This is a genomic window from Aestuariispira insulae, assembly GCF_003385955.1.
Taxonomy (GTDB): Bacteria; Pseudomonadota; Alphaproteobacteria; order UBA8366; family Aestuariispiraceae; genus Aestuariispira; species Aestuariispira insulae.
Genome location: NZ_QRDW01000001.1, coordinates 990,660 through 1,007,964 on the forward strand (window position 1 = coordinate 990,660; position 17,305 = coordinate 1,007,964).

Genomic DNA, 17,305 nt, shown 5'->3' on the forward strand with positions numbered 1-17,305 from the left:
TCAAGCTCCCTCATTCAAACAGGATCGCCGCAGTTCCCGTGCGGTTCTCAAGCCAGTGCTGTTTGATATAGCCGACTAAAATCGACTTCCGGCTCTCGGGCCAAGTCTCATACAAGCTGTAAAAAAGTGGTTTATTGGTCGCGAACAGGAATAGCGGGTCCAGCTCGCAATGATGGCTGAGCATCTGATTGACCAGATCCTCAAAAACGCCTTTCCTCGCGCGCAGAAAATAGCTGCGATGGGCCCTGGGCACATCCCAAACCCAGAACCGCCGACCGGATTCCAACTGTTTGATAGCCAGAACCAACGAGCTGACCTCCGCCGGCATCGCCTCTGCATGCTCCACCAGATGCCGCCGCAGATCCGTTTCATCAATGGTCGCATAATCATCCACCACGCCCATATCCGCCATATGCAGCAGAACCATCATGTCACGGCGGCGTTCCAGGAAACGGAGGTCCGCTTCCGCGGTCCTCTCACGACTGGATGTCGCGCCAATCTGCTCTACCAGGTCATGATCCCGGAGGAATTTGAACACGTCGTCCCGATTCTGCATGGAAATATGGACCACATCCGAACCGCTGACGGATTTAGGTGGCTCAAATGCCGGATCCAAGCTGAAGAGGCTATAGCCGCCATCGATGCGGAAGACATAGAGGCCGCCGAAATGCTGGGTATAGAAATGCCCTTTTTCAAACACAAGCTCAGATGGTACCAGCGGCTGGCGTCGAATGTCTCCAACCAGGCGCGCCTGATCACACATTTCCTCCACCAACCCGTCATCCAGCCAAGCATCGCTTACGGTTACGAATTTGTCGATATTCCGTTCCAGTGCCCCTGCCGTATCGATCAAATCATCCGGCGTATCCAATTCAAACCGAACGGTGTTGATTGCCAACAGATCTTCAGGCGCATTCACTCGATAAGTGTTGTTCTGGATCATCCCCTGCACCGCAGTCAGGGTGGTCAGCGTGAAGAGCGAGGCAAAATTTGCATCCCAAAACGCTTTCATGATCGCTTCATAGGCCGAGAACCAGCCCCGCACGACCGGCAGGTTGCGCTGTTTGGTGGAGATCAGGATGAAATGCGGGTTGATTCCATGCCGGTCCAGATAATCCTCATCCTCAAATTCCTCGGCCAGTTGCGGGGAATACCCCATAGCATCAAGGTCAAAGGCTTCAAGCTCGGTTCGACGGCCGCAGATCGCCTCCAATGCCGCGTTATAGCGCTCGATCAAATGGGCCTGGTCCACACGGAACAGACCACCGAAACGAAGCCTGTTTTCAATAAGCCTGTGCATGAACGCCTCTAGACCCCATCACTATTGTGATTGCCCGCATATTGCCGGGCGGCCCGATCACGCAGCCCCATATCCCGAACCATTTGCGATACAGCCGCATCGTCACTGGAAGCCCCATAGCGGAATTCCGAGTCCGCATAGCGGTTGATTTCCTGGATCACCATTTCCGGAGTAATCGGCACCATCATCTCCTTGATCATCGCCAGTTTGCGATCATAGTCCTGGCGCATGAACAAATCGGGGTTTTCCATCCATTCATCCGGCAGCTCCACATCCATCGACCGGATTTTCACGGCATCGGTGATATTCTTGATCGCCCGGCCGGTGAAACGCTCATCCGCTTCACGAATCGCATTCAGATAGGTGCCCATTTTGGCAAGCGTATCCAGTTCACCGACCTGGCCGCGCACCGTCTCAAAGACATCGGACAGTTTCGCTTCCTGCGGTTTTGCATGCTGAGCATAGGATTTTTCAACGGCCTTCTTCAGCACCTGATTCTCGTAGAGATTATGCTCACCTACGGGAATGTCATGGTTCTTGCCCAATAGCAGGGCCAGGATATCAATATAATCCTCGCGGTCCTGCGGACCGTCCACCAGATACCGTCCACCCGCCCTTTGGCGCAGGGCATCATCGACATTTTCCGGATAGTTCGAGAACATTCCGAAAGTACAGTTCCCGCGCACGACCGTATTGGCACCGGCAAAGCTCTCCATCAGAACCGCGGTCACTTCCTGCTGGCCCGCTGAAGACTGCTTGTCACCGCGTTTACCCGCGATCTGATCAATATCATCAATGGTGCCAAAACCAATCACTGTCGGATCCAGAACCGCGCGCACAAAATCGCGAGCATTCTGTCCGGATTTGCCCTGATAGCTGTCGATCTGATCAATTGAGAAATTCTGATAGACAAAAGGATAACCGGCATTCTCACAATAGCCGCTCATTAACCCTGCCGCCATTTGGATCAAGGTGGTTTTCCCGGTTCCTGGTTTGCCATCCCCCATGAACGTGAAGACAAAGCCGCCCAGTTCCGCAAAGGGATTCATCTGCCGGGTAAAATCATAGGCCATCAGCATCTTGGCCAGCTTCATCATCTGATGTTTGGCCACATGGTTCCCAATCACTTCTTCCGGCTTCTTGAATGCCATTGTGAGCGGTGCCTGGCCCTTATTTTCGGCCACCCGGAACCCCTGGATTTCAAACTTGTCCGCTTCGAGCCGGTAACAGCTTCCCTCGAACTGGTCGAGCCCTTTCAGCCCGTCCCGGCGCATACGGATATCATCAGCCACTTTGAGCAGAAAATCCTCGACCACCCGGACCAGGGTCACATCATCCTTGGCCGCTTTACGGATTGCGCCATCGAGCGCCCCCAGAACCGTCTCCAGCGTCTCGATAGGGGTGGCCAGGCTGATACCATCCGGATGATTCACCTGCACTTGAACAGACTTGGAATCGGGCAGATAATCCGTCAATTGATGGCGGGCAAAGGCACAGAGCGTAAAACCGCTGATCGCCGCAGCGGACGACAGGCGCGCCCGATAGTCCGTGCGTTCCGCATCGGTCAAACGGCCCAATTTATTCGTGTCTTTAAGGCGGTCCAGACCGGTCGCCTTACCATACATGTCGTTCATGGCCAGTGCCAAAGCAGTACCACGACGCAAAACTCTCAGGACATGATTTTGCACTTCGGAATGAAGCGGGTCTTCCGCCTCCAGGCCAGAAATCGTCTCCAGCAGGTTGGCCGTTACATCCCGGCTACCGCCCGATGACGTGCGGTTCGGCATCCCGGCAACCGGGCTACGCAAACGCCGGAACGGATAGCCCCCGTCAGAGCCTGTCTCGCCCGCTTTACCTGTTTCTCCTGCGAATGCAGCCGATTTCAGCAAACCATAAGCGGTTTCGTAATGCTCGTGCACATCATCTTCGCGGATTTCAACAAGGTTTTTCGCTGTCATATTTCAATTCCCCCGTCAGCCCCGCGTCACAGACGCAGGACAATGTTGTCTTCGCCCACCACATAAACCTGGGCGTTATCCAGAACGCGCCATTCTTCCGACCCAAGGGACTGCCGCACCTCGTAAGGCATGATCACGCGCCGGTCCACGCGGGTTGCCCCGGATGCGCTGGCCGCAAGGTCTTCCGTAGGGATGTGATAGATTTCCTTCGGCTGGCTGCCGAACAATCCGGATTTGCTCATCTCGGAGCGTTCAGATATCAGCGTTTCCACGGTCCAGCTCATCAACCAGCTGTTGCCCCCAAAATCTGATTTCCCCAGGAAATGGGACAAACGATCGCCATGCGTGGTAAAGGCGTTTGAATAGATTGGCCCGATAAACAGGCGTTTCATCATCTTGGGATGCAGATCGGCAAAATCTTTATCCACCCCCTGCGCAATGGTCAGCAGTTTCAGGGTCGACATTGATTGGTTCATGATATGAGCCTTGAAGGCCGCCAGCCGTTCCTCATCCTCCAGAATCGGTTTTTTGCCGCTGTCATCCAGAACCATCAGATAGATCACCGGCTGATTTCGGCTTGAATCATAAACCGACCATGTCACCAGGTATAACGCCCCGCGCAATTCACCTGATGGCAGGCAATCCGGGTTGATCCGCTGAATTGTTGGTTGATTCCGGCAATAAAAATGCCCGCCCCCGGCCAAATTCTGGAAATAGGCCCGTTTGGCCATGGCCGCTCGCAGGTCATGGGGCGTGGATTTATATTTCAGGATGAAATCCACCATATCCTGGCGCAGCGTACCGGCGTCCGGCATTTCTTCCAGCACTTTACGCGCCTGCACCCGGTCATTTTCCATCTCCAGAATTTCCGTGAAAAAGGGAAATCCGGAATCCTTAACATCCAGGCTCAGTGGTTTTTCCACCCAGCAGGCATCCAAACCGGCAAACAGGTATTTCAGGGTCAGCGCGTCAAACGTCTTGGAGAGGCGCTTAAGGCAATCCAGAATGGCCAGATCAAACCCGTCATCCTGACCTTCCTCATTTTCCCGGGCCGCCATGTCGATCAAATGATCGACAATCTGCCCGAACTTGAAGAAATAGGCCCTGACCTGCCGGTTATCCGAGAGCTTTTCCAGAGTCATTCCGCCGCCCCCCGGCGGGATGGCGCCATGGCACAGCCCCGCCGATCAGCATATATTGGCAGCTGCATCAGTAGCTGTTGGTCGCGTGTTTTTCCAAAACCGCCGACATGCGACGCATGAAAGCGTCATCCGCACGGCGTTTACGCTCCAGGATCTCCTGGTTGGTTGCCATGGTGCCCGCATGAGCTTCCAACATGCTGGCCATGCGCTGGTTGCTGGCCGCGCCGACCGCAGCCATCGTAACCGTTGCTTCATTATCAACCGCCGTGCCGATATCATTCAGCTTATGCGCAATATCCTGCTGCTGTGCGGTCCGCAGGGAAGTCGCCAGATCATCATAGAGGATCGAACGCTGTTCCGTGTCGATCCGAATCTTGGAAATCATCACCGAGACATTGCTCAACTGATCCTGAAGGCTGTTCACGCCGACCTGGAACTTACGGATATAATTATCCAGGCTCTGGGAAACCGCGATCAGCTCCTTTTCCTTGTTCACTAGCGTGTTGTATTTCTCGTTCAGCGCCTGCTGTTCGGATTCCAGCGCGGTACGCTCCGCCGGGTCGGTGGCTGCGGCCACTTTTTCATCCATACGGGTCAGCTGCGGTTCCAGATCCCGAATTTCCGCACCGACATTCTTCAGTTCAACCTCGCGCTCCTCGCGGGTCTGCATGATGGTTTTCAGGTTTTCCGACGCCCGGTTCAAACGCGTATCCAGAACGTCGCGCTGATTGACCAGAATACTCTCAATGCGGTTCGACTTATCGATCAGGTCATTGAGGTTGCTCTGGATATCCGTGGTGCGGATCCGCTTTTCCCGCATGGAATCAGAAGCGTTCTTGCTGAAGAAACCAACAAATTTCTCGGAAAAAGTTTTAGCCTTCATATCCGAGAAGGTATCACCGAATTTGTTAGTCACCTTATCAAGATGAACAATCAGTTCCGCGATATTGGCATTCAAAACGTCCTGATTGGTATGCACGTCATCCAGGGTCGCCTGTTCAATATCAATATTGATGCCCAAACCCTGGTCGACCTTGTTGGCAACCTGTTCCAAGGCGTCGTCCACCTTGGTCTGTTTATCGACATAGGTATTAAATTCAGATTCGATTTTAGAAATGATTTGCTGATTGATCTGGCTCATCACCATCCCCCCAAAAAAGTGTCTCACCCTCATTCCCGGCTCATGGAGCCAGTCAAAAAAGCCGCCGAAAATGCCCGGATCGTTCTTTCAGCAGAATCGGCATACCGATTATGCAAGCAGCCTAGCGAACATCAAGCAAATTCAATGAATGCAACCTTTCCGACCCTTTTTATATGGAAAGACAGCTTATCAGTTTCAAGATTGGGGCCGTCATTCGGCCATTGATATGATTGCAAATTTCCCCACAGCCATAAATTCAATTGATAGCATCATAGCTGCTGTTTCGATTTCTTTACCAAAGCTTCACTGCCGCGCCACAGAAAATTCGCCCAAGCGTCACGCATCTGTCTCGGACTCCACATAAAAACCGGCGCAGGGGTTTTATGACATAATTCAAACGGAGTATCCGAAATGACCTTCACCCGACGCACCGTCCTGAAAGGGGCCGCCGCCGCCGTTGCCATGCCGGCAGTCCTGCGCGCCCATGATGCCCTGGCCTCTTCCGGCCAGGTCAATGTTTTCGCCTGGGGCGATTATGTTCAGGACAATATGATCCAGAAATTCGAAGCCGCCACCGGCATCAAGGTGAACCTGTCCACTTTCGGTTCCAACGACGAAGCCGAAAACAAGCTGCGCGCTGCCGGCGGCAAGGGTTTCGACGTGATTTTCCCCTCGGTGACCAACGGCCCCAGCTATTACCCGGACCAGTTGCTGGCCCCGCTGGATGAGAGCAAGGTCAACATGGACAATATCATCCCGTCCATGGTGCGCGATTCCATCAATCTGGGCGCCCAGTATCGCGGCAAGCGCTATCTGCTGCCATTCGATTGGGGCACCGAGGCGATCACCTTCGATTCCGCCAAAATGCCGATGGCCGATGGCGATGTGTCCTTCGGTTCCATGTGGGCACCGGACGCAACGGGCGCTGCCGCCTTCCGTCAGAAATCCGTGATCATGGGCGTTGGCCTGTATCTGGATGCCATCGGTGAGGTCCCCTCCAACCGCATGCTCGACGTCTATAAATCCGAAGATGATGCCCGCCGTGTCTGGGGTGCCTGCACCAAGTTCATCCTGGAGCGCAAACAGAATATTGCCGCTTTCTGGAACAACGCGACCGAAGCCACCGCCGCCTTCACCGATGCGGGAGCCACCATCGGCCAGACCTGGGACACCACCGGCCTGCTGCTGAACCGGGAAGATTCCAAATGGAAATACCGCATGCCGAAAGAAGGCGGCATCACCTGGATGGACAGCATGGGTGTGACCAGTGGCGCGGAAAACGTTGATCAGGCCTATGCCTTCATCAACGCCATGCTGGAGCCGCGCATGGCCGGCATGTTCGCCGCCAACACCGGCTATAATTCCGCTGTCAAAGGCGCCGCCGACTTTGCCGGTGCTGAATATAAGAAACAGTTCAACGAAGTCTACAATGCCGACACCCTGTCCAATCTGTGGTGGTGGCAGGCGGATACCCCGTTCTTCGCGCCGGTCCGTCAGGAATTTGTTGAGAAGATCACCAACGCCTAACCGGGCTTGGATCTCATGGGAAATGGGTGGGGCCTCCGGGTCCCGCCCATTTTGATTAATCTTTCTCATTTCTTTCTTTTATTCATTTATCGATAGAGGCCAGGCATGCGCGGCAAGAATGTTCAGCTGGAAAATGTGGTGATGCGCTTTGGCGATTTTACCGCCGTTCACCAAACCAACCTGGAGGTCAATGCAGGCGAATTTTTCTCGGTCCTTGGACCGTCCGGCTGCGGCAAGACCACTATCTTGCGCATGGTTTCCGGCTTCATGGAGCCCAGCGAAGGCCGCGTCCTGATCGGGGGCGAGGATATGACCGGCAAGGGACCGAACAAACGGCCGACCGCGCTGATCTTCCAGAATCTGGCTTTGTTCCCCCTGATGTCCAACTGGGAAAATGTCGCTTTTGGCCTGGAAGCCCGTGGCATTGACAAGAAAACCCGCCGGAATAAGGCCTATGAATTGCTGGCGCTCGTTGGCCTCAGCGGCCAGGAAATGAAAAAACCCTCCGAATTATCCGGTGGCCAGCGCCAGCGCGTCGCCATCGCCAGGGCCTTGGCGGTGGAGCCTTCCGTGCTGCTGCTGGACGAGCCGCTATCCGCTCTGGATCTGAAGCTTCGGCAGCATATGCGCGCGGAGTTGAAGGAAATCCAGCGCAAAACCGGCGTTACTTTCATCTTCATCACCCATGACCAGGGCGAGGCCTTGACCATGTCCGACCGGATTGCGGTAATGAAAAACGGCGTGATCGAACAGGTTGGACGCACCGATGACATCTATTCCAAGCCATTGACCCCATTTGTCGCCACCTTTGTCGGCGAAAACAATGTCCTGCCCGGGCGTGTCACCAATGCGGATAAGGATTTTGCCCAGATCGAAACCGCCCATGGCATTTTCCGGGGCCGCAACCAGGACAGCCTGAAACCCGGCAACAGCGCCATGCTATTCGTGCGCCCGGAGCGGGCCGCCATCGTCAACGGCACCACACCCGACAATGCCTTTGATGCCCGGTTTGAACGGCGTGACCTGGAAGGGGCCTTCGTCAACCTGCATTTCCGCCTGGGCGACAACCCCTTCATCGTTCATGAAGCGAACCTGCGGCTGCATAACGGCTTCGATGGACCGATCCAACTGGGTTTCAATGCCGATGACGCCGTTGTCATGGCCAGTGGCGAGGTGAATGACGATGCATAGTCTGATCCGATCCTACGGCAAGCCACTCACCAGCCTGTTCGTCTGCCTGACCGCTTTCTGGCTGTTGGTGATGATCGCGCTGCCGCAGGCCTTCATGATCGAGCATTCGCTCTGGCATATCGACCGGGATGACCAGTTGGGCATGAAGATCGACCGGGCCTATTCGGAGATGGGGCTGGTGGAATATGACCTGAAAGCCGCCAAGACCGAGAAAGTCCGTGCAGAATTCCAGACCCGCATTGACGCACTGAAAGCGCAGATCGCGGCCCTGGAAGCGCAAGAGACCGAACCGCCTAAGATCTATGGCATCCACAATTACACCAAGATGTCGGAGCTGCATTTCACCATCTTCCTGAAAAGCATCGTCTTTGCGCTGATGGTGACCGTGCTGGCGCTGGTCGTCTGCTATCCGATGGCCTTCACCATCGCCAAACTGGCCACCCCATACAAGGCCGCTCTAATGATGCTGGGCCTGATCATTCCCTATGCCATTAACGAGCTGTTGCGGGTTTATGCCTGGCTGATGATCCTCGACTATCAAGGGGTTATCAACAGCGCGCTTGCCTGGCTGGGCCTGGTCAGTTTCGAGGCCAAGACCTGGGTTCCCTTCCTGGAAAACCCTGGATCGGTCTTTGTCGCGCTGATTTATGCCTATGTATTGTTCATGATTTTCCCGATCTACAACACGGTCGAGACGCTGGACAAAAACCAGTTGGAAGCCGCCAAAGATCTAGGTGCTTCCACCTGGAAAACCCATATGCGTATCGTGATCCCCCATGCCAAACCCGGCATTGCGGTCGGCTGCATCATGACCTTCATGCTGTCCGTCGGCTCCTATTCCGTTCCTCAGATCATGACCCGGGGCAAATCCGGTGACTGGTTCAGCCAGCTGATCTACCGGCAGTTTTTCGAGAGCCAGAATTGGAATACAGGGGCCGCCTATTCCTTCAGCCTGGTGATCGTCTGCCTGGCCTTCATTCTGATTATGATGAAGAGCTTCAAAGTCGGCATCCGCGATATTGCGAAATAAGCGCGAGGGGAGGAGAAGAAAATGACCAAATCCCGCAGCCTTTCCGACATCATTTTGAATGTCTATATCGGCTTCTTTTTCCTGTATCTCTTTGCACCTCTGCTAGTGATGTCGCTTGCCGCCTTCAACGCCTATGACTATCCCTCGGTCACCCAATGGAAGGGCTGGACGCTCAAATGGTTTGGCGAGCTGGCCAATGACGACCGCATTCTGAAGGGGATTGCAAATTCCATCATTGTGGCGTTGGGCGTGATTGTGCTGTCGCTGCCCTTGGGACTGGCCGGTGCCTTCGTCCTGACCCGATTGGAAGGGCGCTATAACAACCTGCTTTATGCCTTGCTCGTGTCGCCCTTGCTGATGCCGGGCATCATCCTGGGCATTTCCACCCTGATCTTCTGGGGTCGGTTTAACGTGCCGGGCGGCCTGTTGCTGACCATCATCGCGCAATCCAGCTTCATCGCCAGTTATTCCATGTTGATGTTCATGGCAAGATTGCAGCGCCAGGACCGGGTCCTGGAAGAAGCCGCCCTGGATCTGGGGGCATCCAACTTCATGGTCTTCCGACGGATCACCATCCCCTTCCTGATGCCGACCATCATCACAGCGGCCGTGATCGCCTTCCTGCAATCCATTGAAAACTACAACACCACTGTCTTTGCCATTGGCGGGGACTGGACCCTGGTGACAGAGATCGGATCGCGCTTCCGCTTTGGCCTCAGCCCGGTGATCAATGTGATCGGGGTGATCTTCGTGATCTTTACAGTGATTGCTGCCAGCCTCTATGTTCTGCAAAAGGAAAAAGAGCGCCAGCGCAAGCTGGCCACCGCCTGATCAAAACCGGAGCCAACCTTGCCCCTGACCATCACTTTCCGCTGCCCCCCGGAATGGGCGGATATTTTGCCCCGTCCCCTTCCGGCCGCCAAAGGCCTGCCAGAGTGGTTGAAAGAAATGCCGGCGAACGCCAAGAGCGCGCTGATTGGGGAGGAGGTGCGCACCGTCAAACAATGCCCGCCCTTCCTAGATGCCATGGGATCGGGCTGGTTGATGCCGCTGATGGCCGATATTGAAGTAAAAGATGGGCATTTTTCCTGGGACTGGGACTTGCCGCCAACCCGGTTTGAACAGCTGCATCGATCCCCTTTGGGGCTGCATGTCAGCGCCCAGGCCACGGGATCACCGCTGGCTCAGGATGGCGAGGCTTATCTGAAATTTTCCAACTTCTGGGCCGTGGAAGCGCCGGAGGGTTTCTCCATTCTGTTTTCCCATCCGGCCAACCGGCCGGATCTGCCCTTTCAAACCTTAACCGGGCTGGTGGATGCCGATCATTTTACCCATGGCCTGACCCATTTTCCGGCCGTCTGGAAAGACCAGGCATTTTCCGGCAAATTGCCCAAAGGCACACCGGTTGCCCATATCTGGCTGGTGCCGCGCGCCGTGGAGGCGGCATTTGGCACATTGACCGATGGAGATGCCTGCCGGTTTGAAGAGACGCTGGAAATCTTGTCATCCGCCCCTGGCGGCTATCGTAAAAAATTCCGCGCTAAGAAACGCTGATCCCCAGCTCGTTTGCCAGTTTTTCCTCATTCAGGGAAAAACCACCCCGCGCCCGGCGGGTGACCGCCTTCAACAGGTCACCGGCAAGGGCCGGACGGGCTTGCCCCAGCATTGTTACAAGCGAGCGGGCCTGATCCGCCCTGCCAGTCTCCAACAACGCTCGAATACGGATCAATTGCGCTTCTTCCCCAAGCCCTGTTTGACGCGCCAGATTTTCATACCCCGCCACAGAGCGCTCCCAGTCTCCGGCCTGAAAGGCGGATTGCGCAAGGCCTGCCAGGGCGTCCGGGTCCTCAGGCGATATCTCCAGCGCCTGGGAAAACAGGCCGACGGCAAGTTCGATATCACTTAGGGACAAGCGCGCAAAGCCGCTCTCAACCAACGCGCCCAGATGATCGGGGCTGGCGGTCAAAACCTTGTTGAACGCTGCAAGGGCTTCGCGGGGTTTACCGGCCTGGCGTAAGAACACACCCAGGTTATAAAGCGCCTGGGGCTGCGGTGGCTTCATGGCAGCCGCTTTCCGGAACAGGCGTTCCGCCTTGTCGGATTGCCCGGCCTGATGGGCCTCGACAGCCTGGGCCGTGACCTTCGCCAGTTTTTCCAAAGTCCCAGCCATTGGGGTCAGGCCAAGGGATCCGACCAGCGGCGTGAGATTTTAACCTCACGATGAATATAGACATTCATTATCAGGCCAAAGGCAATCAGGACCGTCATCATCGCCGTACCACCGTTGGAGACCAGCGGCAGCGGCACCCCCACCACCGGGATCACCCCCATCACCATGGCGATATTGATGAACACATAAAGCGACACCGTCGTGGTCAGCCCCAACGCCACCAGCCGCCCGTACTGGCTTCGGCTCTGCACCGCAATGGCAAGCCCGTAGACCATCAATAGAAAATAGAGGCCCATCAGCGTCACACCGCCCACAAGGCCAAACTCTTCCGCCAGCATGGTGAAGATGAAATCCGTTTGTTTTTCCGGCAGGAAACTCAAATGGCTTTGCGTGCCCTGAATGAAACCTTTGCCAAAAACCCCGCCCGATCCCATGGCAATTTTCGACTGAGTGATATGATACCCGGCTCCCAGCGGGTCTCTCTCAGGGTCCATGAATGTAAGCACGCGCTGTTTTTGATAATCGCGCAGGAATTGCCAGGCAACCGGCAGGGATCCAAGCGCCGCCGCGATCACAAGCGCAAATTTCCACCAGCGCACACCGGCCAGGAAAAATACCACACCACTGCCGATCACCAGCATCAGGGCCGTGCCCAGATCCGGTTGGCGCAGGATCAGCAACACGGGCAGGATCACCATCAAAATGGGCATGATCAATCGGCTGGGTCGACCGATTTCCTCTTGCGCGACCCCATGGAAATAGCGCGCCAGCGCCAAAACCATGGCAATTTTCATCACTTCGGAAGGCTGAACACGGAAAACCGCGAAATCAAGCCAGCGTTTAGCCCCCATTCCCTGGGTCCCAAAAAACTCCACCCCGATCAGCAGGACAAAACCAACCGCATAAAGCAGATAGGCAAAACGCAACCAATGGCGGATATCAATCAAGGCAATGACCAGCATCAGGACCAGCCCAACGCCAAACCGCAGCATCTGACGGCTCGCCCACGGGTCCCAACTTCCATTGGCCGCGGAATAGAGCATGCCGAAACCGACACAGGCAATCATAGTGATCAGCAGCAACAAGCCCCAATTCACCTGCCACAATTTCTGTGAGAGGGACATCTCCTGCTGTCGATAGTCGCCGAGCGAGCCAGCCATCACCCTTCCTTCTTATTGAGATAATGCGGCCGTGGTTCTGCTTCACTGGATTGTGCGCTTCCCATCAGGCGCTGAACTTCAACCATCACATCCTTTGCTATGGGGATGGCCGCCTTGGATCCGCCGCCATGCTCCACCACCACGGAAATCGCAAAGCGCGGATTGTCCACCGGCGCAAATCCGACAAATAAACCATGGTCGCGCAACCGCCAGGAAATATCCTCCCCTTTCAGGATGCCCGATTTCCGCTCCGCCTCGCTGATCCTGCGGACCTGGGCCGTGCCGGTTTTGCCGCCCATTTCAGTGCCGTCTTCTTTAATGGCCGCCGAATTGGCGGTGCCGCGCGGATGGTTGACCACTTCATCCATGCCGCGCAAGACGATATCAAGATGCTTCTTAGGTATGCCCAGATCTTCAAATTCAGGCACCCAGTTGGAATCGAGCAAATCCCGGCCTTCAAACTTCTGCTTGGTCAAGTGCGGCACAACCGCCTTGCCACCATTCACCATGCGGGCGGTCATGACCGCCAGCTGCAACGGTGTGGTCAGGACATAGCCCTGGCCGATGGCGGCAATCACGGTTTCCCCGCCCTGCCAGCGTTCACCGATCGCACGCTCTTTCCACGCTTTGTCCGGGATCAAACCCGCCCGCTCACCATGCAGATCCAGACCTGTTTTATCGCCAAGCCCCAGCTTGCGGGCCATGGCCGCGATTTTTTCAATCCCGACCTTCATGCCCACTTCATAAAACCATACGTCACAGGATTCCCGGATCGCATCGGTCATATTCATCCAACCGTGGCCATGGCGTTTCCAGCAATGGAACCGATGGTTGCCAAGATCCATATGACCCGGACAGAAAACCCGATGATCCGGACTGATGCCATGATCCAGCGCCGCCAGCGCAACCGACATCTTGAAAGTGGAACCGGGCGCATATTGGCCGGCGATGGTTTTGTTGGACAGCGGCTTATAAGGGTTATTCTGCAGCGCTTTCCATTCTTCTGTGCTCAACCCCTCACTAAAGGCGTTAGGGTTAAAGGATGGCGTTGAAACCAGGCCCAACACTTCACCATTATGGACATCCATAACGACCACAGAGGCCGCCTTCTCGTCCGCAACCCGATTGCCGATATAATCCTGCAGGCGCATATCCAGGCTTAACCGTAGCTCATGGCCCGGCTGACCTTCATTGCGTTCCAGCTCCCGGATGACACGGCCCAAGGCATTGACCTCAACCTTGCTGGTACCGCCCTGACCGCGCAATGCCAGATCATAATAGCGTTCCACACCGCGCTTGCCGACTTTGAATCCCGGCAGCTGCAACAGGGGGTCGTCCCGGTTGTCTTTTTCCGAAACCGCGGCAACATAGCCCAGCACATGCGCCATGGTCGGGCCATAGGGATAGTGACGTGTCTGGCCAACATCTATCGTAACACCGGGCAGCTCAGGCGTATTCACGCCAATACGGCTCACCTCTTCCCAGGACAGGTTTTCACGCACCGTTACCGGCACAAAGGCCCGCCGGCGCTCAACCTCCTTCAGCACCCGCCGGTATTCATGATCCTCCAGATCAATCAATTGGCCCAGCCTGGCCAGGACTTCCGGCACAGAGGAGGCATTTTCCGCCTGCTCACGTACCAGGATGATCCGGTAGTTTTGGATATTGATCGCCAGATAGTCGCCGTTCCGGTCCAGGATAAAACCGCGGGGCGGCGGCAGCAGGCGCAGATTGATCCGATTGTCATCGGCCATCATTTTGTAGCGGTCGGTTTCTATCACCTGAAGATAATACATGCGGGCCGCAAGGCCGCTCATCAGCACGAATTTCCCGCCCAGCAGCAATGCCGCCCGTCGATTAAACTGTCTGGCGCGATCTTTTTCGCGCTTCATGATTCCACCCTTATCCATGGCTGGGCAGCAATCTGTGAAGCATCAGCATGGGAACGGCCAAGATCGGGAATGCCGCCATGCTGAAGAGATAGGAAAAAATCGCTGGGGATGGTGACAGGAACTGCTGCCCGATCAAACATGCCAACAGCCATTCCAGAAAGGCGATGATCGCACAGACCAGCATGAAGCCCCACCAAACGATACCAAAGGAGTTACCCAGGAAAAAGCGGCGCTGGGAACCGACCAACGCATATCCGATCAAAAACAGGAAGGAATGCATGCCCAACGGTGAGCCCGCCAGAATGTCCTGCAGCAGCCCCAACAGGAAAACCATAATCATCGGCATCAGATCCGGTCGGTAGATCGACCAATAATATATCGAGATCAATGCCAACATGGGCATCATGCGGTCAAAACCGGCAATATGGTTGGGCACCTGTCCCAGCACCACAAGCGTCAATGTCAGCATGAAGGGGATCAGGCTGCGCGCTATGATATCGATCCGGATCCAGAACCCATACATGTCAAAATACAATCAGGAAAATGTTGTTTACTCCGGCAGGGCACGTCTGTTTTATACCATGCCAGCCGTCTGTCCATCATACCCGGGCACCGGGGGCTGCTCAATATTCGCTTATTGTCCCTCGGCCGAAGATTCAAGCACCCCGCGAAGACCGAAATCCATCAACCGGATATATTCCTGGGAATCCGCCTCGGCAAATAGCTTGACCCGCACCCCCGCATCGCCAACGGAAGCCACCACACCAACAGGGATGCCTGGCGGGAATGCGCCGCCATGGCCGGAGGTCACAATGCGCTGGCCTTCCTTAATTTCCGAATCCGCCGACAGATAAACAATTTGAGGCTGGAGGCTGTTATCACCGGCCAAAACCGCCCGCACCCGGGTTTCTTCAACAATCACAGGGATCCGGCTGTTCAGGTCCGACACCAGCAGGACCCGGGAACTGAATTTCCCGGTTTCAGCCACGCGGCCGATCAAGCCTTCACCAACCACCGCCACCTGACCGGTGCGCACCCCGTCATTGGTGCCGATATTCAACAAAACTGAGCGAACGAATGTCCCGCCAAGACCGACCACCCGGCCCGTCACATAACGCATGGCGTCCTTGCGGTCATAGGCCAGCAGTGCCTGCAACTCACGATTTTCAACATCCAGGATGCGTGCCGCCGCCTGCCATTGCAAAAGCCTGGCGTTTTCTTCACGCAGACGCTGGTTTTCTTCCCGCAGGCTCACCAGTGCCTTTACTTCCGCGACCCAGTGATTGACGGTTGCTGTCGGCCTTGAAAGCACATCAAGGATTGGCGTGGTTGCATCCGTTACAACGGTTCTTGCCTGTTGAAACGCTTCCGGATTGGTTCGGCCCATCACCATGATCGCCGCCGCACTTCCAAGCAACAGCATGAAAGCAAAGCGTTGCAGCACCGTCCGCAGTGCCGCAATCCTTGTCATGGTTCCAGGTCGTTGTTTCACGTCAACCCTCTTCTACATTGCCGCTGGTGCCGAAGGGATAAAGCCACCGGCACCAGCCCGCTTGATCAATACATACTGATCAATACGTTGCGCAGGGTGCGCATTTCTTCCAGGCAGCGTCCTGTGCCGAGCGCCACGCAGGACAGCGCGTCATCGGCGATGGAAACCGGAAGGCCGGTTGCCTGGCGCAGCACAGAATCCAAATTCCGCAGCATGCCGCCACCGCCGGTCAAGACGATGCCCTTATCCACAATATCCGCCGCCAGTTCCGGCGGGGTCTGCTCCAGGGCCACTTTCACAGCCTCGACAATCGCGCCAACCGGCTCTGCCAGGCTTTCCGCGATCTGTCGTTCGGTGATTTTGAGCTCTTTCGGCACGCCATTCATCAGATCGCGGCCTTTGATTTCCATCTGTTCGCCGTCACCATCTTCCGGCGGACAGGCCGATCCGATCTCTTTCTTGATCCGTTCAGCGGAACCTTCACCCACAAGCAGGTTATGGTTGCGGCGGATATAGGCGATGATCGCCTCATCCATCTTGTCGCCACCGACACGGACCGAACGTGAATATACGATACCACCCAGCGAGAGAACTGCAACCTCAGTGGTACCGCCGCCCACATCCACAACCATGGAGCCGGTTGGTTCGGTCACCGGCAACTGGGCGCCAATGGCCGCTGCCATCGGTTCTTCAATCAGGAAGACACGACGGGCGCCAGCACTTTCAGCCGATTCCTGGATCGCGCGGCGCTCAACGGCAGTGGAGCCGGACGGCACACAAACAATAACCTGGGGCCGGGCAAAACTGCGCCTGTTGTGAACCTTGCGAATGAAATGTTTGATCATTTCTTCCGCAACATCAAAGTCCGCAATGACACCGTCGCGCAGAGGCCGGATCGCCTGAATATTGCCTGGCGTACGGCCCAGCATCATCTTCGCTTCGTCACCGACAGAAAGAACCTGTTTCTTTCCTTTGATTTCAACAATCGCAACAACCGACGGCTCATTCAGGACGATCCCACGCCCCTTTACATAGACCAGCGTGTTGGCAGTGCCCAGGTCGATCGCCATATCGGCAGAGAGAAATCCAAGAAGTCGCGAAATCATGTCGAGCGACAGCCTCCAAGTTTTAATTCCGGCAGCTTCACCAGACCGATCCATGTAACCAACTGAAAAAAATCAATGATCACATGGTCAGCAGGAGAGCCGCTCCATGCACTTTATTTCCATGGCCGGATGGCCGTAATCACAAAATTACTATACGCGCCGATATCTTTACTTAATTTCCATCCCTTGAAAACTG

The 17,305-nt window shown here is 55.5% G+C and carries 15 protein-coding genes; 5 read left to right on the top strand and 10 right to left on the bottom strand.

Going from position 1 to position 17,305, the window contains the following annotated elements:
- Positions 1-10 precede the first annotated feature (10 nt).
- From DFP90_RS04875 to DFP90_RS04890, 4 genes are all read right to left on the bottom strand, one after another.
- Positions 11-1,300 (bottom strand): DUF6638 family protein, encoded by a 1,290-nt coding sequence (locus DFP90_RS04875; RefSeq protein ID WP_115935250.1) that lies wholly within the window; start codon positions 1,298-1,300, stop codon positions 11-13.
- Positions 1,301-1,308: 8 nt separating this feature from the next.
- On the bottom strand, positions 1,309-3,258 hold the full coding sequence (locus DFP90_RS04880) for an AAA family ATPase (RefSeq protein ID WP_115935251.1): 1,950 nt from the start codon (positions 3,256-3,258) through the stop codon (positions 1,309-1,311).
- Positions 3,259-3,284: 26 nt separating this feature from the next.
- Positions 3,285-4,400: a hypothetical protein gene (locus DFP90_RS04885; protein WP_115935252.1), complete on the bottom strand. Its 1,116-nt coding sequence runs from the start codon at positions 4,398-4,400 to the stop codon at positions 3,285-3,287.
- Between the two features lie 67 nt (positions 4,401-4,467).
- Entirely contained in the window at positions 4,468-5,541 is a 1,074-nt protein-coding gene (locus tag DFP90_RS04890) for an AAA family ATPase (protein WP_147300935.1), read from the bottom strand.
- A 411-nt stretch (positions 5,542-5,952) separates the two neighbouring features.
- Between DFP90_RS04890 and DFP90_RS04895 the strand changes: the two genes are divergently transcribed.
- The 5 genes from DFP90_RS04895 to DFP90_RS04915 all read left to right on the top strand — a co-directional run bounded on the left by DFP90_RS04895 (position 5,953) and on the right by DFP90_RS04915 (position 10,843).
- Positions 5,953-7,068 carry an extracellular solute-binding protein gene (locus DFP90_RS04895; RefSeq protein WP_115935254.1) on the top strand — a complete coding sequence of 372 codons (1,116 nt, stop codon included), beginning with the start codon at positions 5,953-5,955 and terminating at the stop codon, positions 7,066-7,068.
- Positions 7,069-7,173: 105 nt separating this feature from the next.
- The gene (locus tag DFP90_RS04900; RefSeq protein WP_115935255.1) at positions 7,174-8,259 is read left to right on the top strand and encodes an ABC transporter ATP-binding protein; all 1,086 of its coding nucleotides are present in this window, start codon (positions 7,174-7,176) and stop codon (positions 8,257-8,259) included.
- Entirely contained in the window at positions 8,246-9,289 is a 1,044-nt protein-coding gene (locus DFP90_RS04905) for an ABC transporter permease (RefSeq protein ID WP_245956965.1), read from the top strand. The genes DFP90_RS04900 and DFP90_RS04905 overlap by 14 nt, the downstream gene beginning before the upstream one ends.
- 21 nt (positions 9,290-9,310) lie before the next feature.
- Positions 9,311-10,120 (top strand): ABC transporter permease, encoded by an 810-nt coding sequence (locus DFP90_RS04910; RefSeq protein WP_115935256.1) that lies wholly within the window; start codon positions 9,311-9,313, stop codon positions 10,118-10,120.
- Between the two features lie 117 nt (positions 10,121-10,237).
- Positions 10,238-10,843 (top strand): hypothetical protein, encoded by a 606-nt coding sequence (locus DFP90_RS04915; RefSeq protein ID WP_218044569.1) that lies wholly within the window; start codon positions 10,238-10,240, stop codon positions 10,841-10,843.
- Here DFP90_RS04915 and DFP90_RS04920 read toward each other — a convergent pair.
- The 6 genes from DFP90_RS04920 to DFP90_RS04945 all read right to left on the bottom strand — a co-directional run bounded on the left by DFP90_RS04920 (position 10,830) and on the right by DFP90_RS04945 (position 17,109).
- Complete coding sequence (locus DFP90_RS04920) at positions 10,830-11,459, bottom strand: tetratricopeptide repeat protein (RefSeq protein ID WP_115935257.1); 630 nt, start codon at positions 11,457-11,459, stop codon at positions 10,830-10,832. The genes DFP90_RS04915 and DFP90_RS04920 overlap by 14 nt on opposite strands.
- Before the next feature lie 5 nt (positions 11,460-11,464).
- Positions 11,465-12,619, bottom strand: coding sequence for a rod shape-determining protein RodA (gene rodA, locus DFP90_RS04925; protein ID WP_115935258.1), 1,155 nt, complete (start codon positions 12,617-12,619; stop codon positions 11,465-11,467).
- Positions 12,619-14,511 (bottom strand): penicillin-binding protein 2, encoded by a 1,893-nt coding sequence (gene mrdA, locus DFP90_RS04930; RefSeq protein WP_115935259.1) that lies wholly within the window; start codon positions 14,509-14,511, stop codon positions 12,619-12,621. The genes rodA and mrdA overlap by 1 nt, the downstream gene beginning before the upstream one ends.
- A gap of 10 nt (positions 14,512-14,521) precedes the next feature.
- On the bottom strand, positions 14,522-15,034 hold the full coding sequence (gene mreD / locus DFP90_RS04935; RefSeq protein ID WP_115935260.1) for a rod shape-determining protein MreD: 513 nt from the start codon (positions 15,032-15,034) through the stop codon (positions 14,522-14,524).
- A gap of 111 nt (positions 15,035-15,145) precedes the next feature.
- Positions 15,146-16,003 carry a rod shape-determining protein MreC gene (gene mreC / locus DFP90_RS04940; RefSeq protein ID WP_147300936.1) on the bottom strand — a complete coding sequence of 286 codons (858 nt, stop codon included), beginning with the start codon at positions 16,001-16,003 and terminating at the stop codon, positions 15,146-15,148.
- 65 nt (positions 16,004-16,068) lie between these two features.
- Positions 16,069-17,109, bottom strand: coding sequence for a rod shape-determining protein (locus DFP90_RS04945; protein ID WP_115935262.1), 1,041 nt, complete (start codon positions 17,107-17,109; stop codon positions 16,069-16,071).
- Between the last annotated feature and the right edge of the window lie 196 nt (positions 17,110-17,305).